Raw genomic sequence first — 5,702 nt, forward strand, 5'->3', positions numbered from 1 at the left:
ACGCCCATCCGCCGCCTGCTCGTGCGCGTCGAACGGTCGCGGGCACGGGAACTCGGCCGCGCACTGCGGGCCGCCCGCGGGGTCCGGGCCACGCGGAGGGATCCGGCGCCGGTGCGCGTCATCGTGGACCCCGCGCGTTTCGGGTAGCGGATGCCCAGGGCCGGACACGAGGAGCCGGGTGCGGCGCGCCGGGGCAGCCCGGGACTGCGGGCGCATCCTGGGCGTTCACGCCGGTGGGGTAGCATCGTCCTTCGATTCCGGGCGCGCGCCCGGACCAGTCCCACCGTCCCATCCTCAAGCCCGCAGGAGCTGATGCGAAGCATGTCCGTCCGAGAGATCCGCTTGTTCGGGGACCCCGTCCTGGTGTCCCGCGCCGACGAGGTCACGGCCTTCGACGCGAAGCTGGCCCACCTCGCCGACGACATGCTCGAGACCATGGACTCCGCCGGCGGCGTCGGCCTGGCGGCCAACCAGGTCGGCGTGCTGCAGCGCGTGTTCGTCTACGACTGCGACGACCGCCGCGGCGAGCTGGTCAATCCCGAGTGGGAGCCGATCGGCGACGAGACCGAGCTGGACGACGAGGGCTGCCTGTCCATCCCCGGCATCAACGCCCCGGTCGAGCGGTACCTGCGGGTCCGCGCCACGGGCCAGGACCGCACCGGCACGCCCGTGACCATCGAGGCCGAGGGCCTGCTGGCGCGCTGCATCCAGCACGAGACGGACCATTTGGACGGCGTGCTCTTCCTCAAGCGCATGACTCCGGAGGCCCGCAAGGCCGCGATGCGCGAACTGCGCGCCACCGACTGGTTCCTGGCCGGGAAGTAGGGGGAGACCATGCGACTAATTTTCGCCGGCACCCCCGAGCCCGCCGTCCCCGCGCTGCGCGCGCTGATCGAGCACCCCGGCCACGAGGTCGTCGCGGTGCTCACCCGCCCGGACGCCCGCGTGGGCCGCGGCCGCTCGCTCAAACCCTCGCCGATCAAGCAGGTGGCGGTCGAGCACGGCATCGAGGTCATCGAACCGGCTTCGCTCGCCGAAGCCGACGCGCGCGCCCGTTTGGCCGAACTGTCTCCCGACTGCATCCCCGTGGTGGCGTACGGCAACCTCGTGCCCAAGGATTTGCTGGACCTGCCCGTCCACGGCTGGGTGAACCTGCACTTTTCGGTGCTGCCCGCGTGGCGCGGTGCGGCGCCGGTGCAGGCGGCGATCGCCGCCGGCGACGAAATCACCGGCGCGTCGACGTTCCTCATCGAGGAAGGTCTGGACACCGGCCCGGTCTTCGGCACCGTCACCGAGACGATCAAGGCCGGCGACACCGCCGATGACCTGCTGACCCGCCTCGCGCATTCCGGCGCCGGCCTGTTGGCCGCGACCATGGACGGGCTGGAGGCCGGGCACCTGCGCCCCGAACCGCAGTCCCCGGATGGCGTGAGCCACGCGGCGAAGATCACCTCCGCCGACGCCCGCGTCGACTGGACCATGCCGGGGCACCTCATCGACCGGCGCATCCGCGCCCACACGCCCGCTCCGGGCGCGTGGACGATGCTCGGCGACGACCGCATCAAGGTGGGGCCGGTGACCCCGGTCGACGCCGACGACGAATCGCTTGCCGACGGTGACCTGGGCGTGGGACGCATCCGGGTGGAGAAGAAGCGGGTGCTCGTCGGCGCGGGCGGCGGCACCGCCGTCGTGCTCGGCGACGTGCAGCCCCCGGGCAAGCGCATGATGAACGCAGTGGACTGGGCGCGCGGCGCCCGGCCGGACGAGGGGACGATGGTCTAGATGACCGAGCAGCGCTCGAACGACGGCGGCAAGCGGCCCGCACGCTCCAAGAACACCCGCCGCCGCAACGCCTCCGGGCAGCGGCGCGGCCGCTCCGGCGGCCAGGGTGGTCAGGGTGGTCAGGGTGGCCGGGGTGGCCAGGGTGGTCACGGAAACAAGGGCGGCCAGGGCGGCCACGGCGGCCGGAAGGCCAGCGCCATCGACGCACCCCGCCAGGTGGCGCTCGACGTGCTGGCGGCCGTCCGCTCCGAGGGCACGTACGCGAATCTGATGCTGCCCAAGGAGCTCCGCTCCAGGAACCTCACCGGACGGGACGCGGCCTTCGCCACCGAGCTGACCTACGGCACCCTGCGCGCTGAAGGCCTGCTCGACGCCGTGTTGGCGAAGGCGTCGACCCGCCCGCTCGACCAGATCGACCCCGAGGTCCTCGACGTCCTGCGTCTGGGCGCTTACCAGCTGCTGCGCACCCGCGTCGGCGCCCACGCGGCCGTGGACACCTCGGTGCGCGCCGTGATCGGCGCCGGAAAGGTGGGGGCCAAGGGCTTCGTCAACGCCATCCTGCGCACCATCGCCGACAAGGACGAGGCGGCCTGGGTCGCCGACGTCGCCCCCGACGCCGCCCGCGATCCGGTGGGGCACCTCGCGCTCAAGCACGGGCACCCGCGGTGGATCGCCGACGCCTTCGCGCAGGCGTTGGCATCCCGCGCCGGTGAGCTCGGCGACGCCTTGGCCGCGGACGACGCCCGACCGATCGTGCACCTCGTCGCAAAGCCGGGCGAGATGTCCGCCGAAGAGCTGGCCCTGATCACCGGCGGCGAGGAAGGGCCCTGGTCCCCGTACTGCGTCCGCCTGGACTCGGGCGCCCCCGGCGACCTTGGTCCGGTCAAGGAGCGGCTCGCGGCCGTGCAGGACGAAGGGTCGCAGCTCATCGCGCGCGCGGTGACCATGGCGCCGCTGATCGGCGAGGACGGCGGGCGCTGGCTCGACCTGTGCGCCGGCCCGGGCGGCAAGGCGGCGTTCCTCGGCGGCATCGCGAAGATCGACGGCGCGACCGTCGACGCGGTCGAACCCGTGCAGAAGCGGGCCGGCCTGGTGGAAAACTCCGTCCAAGGGCTGCCGGTGACGGTGCACGTCGCCGACGGCCGGAAGCCGGGGCTCGACGCAGGGTACGACCGCATCCTCGTCGACGCGCCATGCTCCGGCCTGGGCTCGCTGCGGCGCCGCCCCGAGGCGCGCTGGCGCAAGACGACCGACGACCTGCCCGGCCTCACCGCGCTGCAGGGCGAATTGCTCGAGTCCGCGGCGGCTCTGGTGCGGCCCGGCGGCGTCATCGTCTACTCGACGTGCTCGCCCCACCTCAGGGAAACCCGGGGCGCCGTCGACCGCGCCGTGCGGCAGCTGGGCCTCGAGGAACTCGACGCCCGCCCCCTCGTGGAGCCCATGGGCGACGTCGGCGACGGACCCTCCGTGCAGATGTGGCCGCACCGCCACGGCACGGACGCGATGTTCTTCGCCGTGCTGCGCAAGCCGGCGTAGCCGCTCGCGGGGGCGCGGTAGGCTTTCGGGCATGAGCACCCCGATCATCGCGCCCTCGATCCTCGCCGCCGATTTCGCCCGCCTCGACCGGGAAATCGAGGCCGTCTCCGACGCCGACTGGATCCACATCGACGTCATGGACGGCCACTTCGTGCCCAACCTCTCCTTCGGCGTGCCGGTGATGGCGGCCGTGGCGAAGGTGACCGACAAGCCCCTCGACGTGCACCTCATGATCGAGGAGCCCGAGAAGTGGGTGGACGGTTACGTCGAGGCCGGCGCCGCGGGCGTCACCTTCCACGTCGAGGCTTCGGCGGATCCCATCGCGCTCGCCCGCAAGCTGCGGGAGTCCGGGGTCCACGCGGGCATTTCCGTGCGACCGGGCACCCCGATCGAGCCGTGGCTGGAGCACCTGCACGAGTTCGACCTGGTGCTGGTCATGAGCGTCGAGCCGGGCTTCGGCGGCCAGTCCTTCATGCCGGAGCAGCTGGAGAAGGTCCGCATCCTGCGCAACCAGATCGATCTGCGGGGCCTGGGCACGATCATCGAGATCGACGGAGGCATCGCCGGCGACACCATCTCCGACGCCGCCGAAGCGGGCTGCGACGCCTTCGTCGCCGGCTCCGCCGTCTACGGGGCCGACGTGCCCAACGACGCCGTCAACGAACTGCGCGCGCTGGCCGTCGAGGGCCAGCTGCGCGCCGAGGAAAGCTGACCGGGACTCCGCCCGGGAAGCCCGACCAGGAAAGCCGAGGCCGCCATGCCGCTGTTCACTGATCTCGTCGCCTCCACGGCGCTGTCGCCCGACCAGGCGATGCGCACCGCCATCGCCGCCGCCGAGCGGGTGCGGGGCACGACCTCGCCCAATCCGCCCGTGGGCTGCGTCATCCTCGACGCCGCCGGCGTGCCCGTGGCCGTCGCCGGCACCGACCCCGTCGGCGGGCCCCACGCCGAAGCCCAGGCCCTGGAGATGGCCGGCGACCGCGCCAAGGGCGGCACCGCGGTGGTCACCCTCGAGCCCTGCCACCACCACGGCCGCACCGGTCCGTGCACGGGAGCCCTCCACGAGGCGGGCGTCGCCTCGGTCGTCTACGCCGTCGACGACCCCAATCCCGTCGCAGCCGGCGGAGCCGATTGGCTCGATGCCCGCGGCGTGCAGGTCGTGCGCGGCACGTTGCGCGCCGACGTCGCCGACGGCGTCCTGCGCCCGTGGCTGCACTGGCAGGCCACGCGGCGGCCGCACATCACGTTGAAGACCGCGAGCACCATCGACGGTCTGGCGGCCGCGACCGACGGATCGTCGCAGTGGATCACCGGCGAGGCCTCCCGCGCCCGGGTCCACGTCGACCGCTCCCGCCGCGACGCCGTGATCGTGGGCACCGGCACGGTGCTGGCCGATGATCCCCGCCTCACCGCCCGCGCCACCGACGGTTCGCCGTACCCGAACCAGCCGCTGCGCGTGGCCATCGGCCGCAAGGAAATCCCCGAGGACGCCGCCATCCGCGGCGGCTTCGTGCCGGGGGAGAGGGTCGACCCGGCCATCGCGTCCAGCGACATGTTCCGGCACATCCAGACCCGCGACATGTCCATGGTCGTCGACGTCCTCGCCGATCTCGGCCTCATCGACGTGCTGGTCGAGGGCGGCCCGCGGCTGGCCGGGGCATTCCTCGATGCCGGCCTCGTCGACGCCGTCGAGTCCTACGTGACCCCGGGCCTGCTCGGCGCGGGCACGGCCGTCGTGGACACCGGCGCGGCCACGACGGTCGACGACATCGTCCGTTTCCGCACCGTCGCCGTCGAAAGGCTCGGCGACGACGTCCTGATCAAGTCCGTCCGCAAGTCCTAGATCGCGCCCCGATCGGGACGCACCGCAGAAAGGAACCATCACACGTGTTCACCGGAATCGTCGAGGAAGTAGGCACGGTCGCCGCGATCGTGGATCAGGGCGACGCCATCCGCCTCACCATCGGCTGCGGCACCGCCGTCGAAGATGCGAAGCTGGGCGATTCGATCGCCGTCAATGGCGTGTGCTTGACGGTCGCGGAGTTCGACGAGAAGGGCTTCACCGCCGACGTCATGCAGGAGTCGCTGGACCGCACGAGTCTCGGTGGCCTCGACGAGGGATCTCCCGTCAACCTCGAGCGCGCTCTCGCCGCAGGAGCCCGCCTGGGCGGACACATCATGCAGGGCCACGTCGACGGCACGGGCGCGATCGTTTCGCGCACGCCCGGCGAGCATTGGGAGGTCGTGCGCATTTCGCTTCCCGACGAATTGGACCGCTACGTGGTGGAGAAGGGTTCCATCGCCGTGGACGGCACGTCCCTGACGGTGTCCGCCGTGGGCGGGGAGCCCGGGGCGCATTGGTTCGAGGTCAGCCTCATCCCGAC

6 protein-coding genes are annotated in these 5,702 nt (G+C 72.5%); all 6 read left to right on the top strand.

Annotation, left to right across the window (positions count from 1 at the left end):
• The first annotated feature begins 321 nt into the window (after positions 1-321).
• Entirely contained in the window at positions 322-825 is a 504-nt protein-coding gene (gene def / locus GX015_RS05970; RefSeq protein ID WP_291343564.1) for a peptide deformylase, read from the top strand.
• Between the two features lie 9 nt (positions 826-834).
• Positions 835-1,782 (top strand): methionyl-tRNA formyltransferase, encoded by a 948-nt coding sequence (gene fmt / locus GX015_RS05975; protein WP_291343566.1) that lies wholly within the window; start codon positions 835-837, stop codon positions 1,780-1,782.
• The gene (locus GX015_RS05980; protein ID WP_291343568.1) at positions 1,783-3,318 is read left to right on the top strand and encodes a transcription antitermination factor NusB; all 1,536 of its coding nucleotides are present in this window, start codon (positions 1,783-1,785) and stop codon (positions 3,316-3,318) included.
• A gap of 31 nt (positions 3,319-3,349) precedes the next feature.
• Complete coding sequence (rpe, locus tag GX015_RS05985) at positions 3,350-4,030, top strand: ribulose-phosphate 3-epimerase (RefSeq protein ID WP_291343570.1); 681 nt, start codon at positions 3,350-3,352, stop codon at positions 4,028-4,030.
• Between the two features lie 45 nt (positions 4,031-4,075).
• Positions 4,076-5,161: a bifunctional diaminohydroxyphosphoribosylaminopyrimidine deaminase/5-amino-6-(5-phosphoribosylamino)uracil reductase RibD gene (gene ribD / locus GX015_RS05990; protein ID WP_291343572.1), complete on the top strand. Its 1,086-nt coding sequence runs from the start codon at positions 4,076-4,078 to the stop codon at positions 5,159-5,161.
• Between the two features lie 44 nt (positions 5,162-5,205).
• Positions 5,206-5,702 (top strand): riboflavin synthase (locus tag GX015_RS05995; RefSeq protein ID WP_291343574.1); only part of this gene is annotated, 497 nt, incomplete at its 3' end.

The sequence above is a fragment of the Corynebacterium sp. genome, assembly GCF_012837295.1.
Taxonomy (GTDB): Bacteria; Actinomycetota; Actinomycetes; order Mycobacteriales; family Mycobacteriaceae; genus Corynebacterium.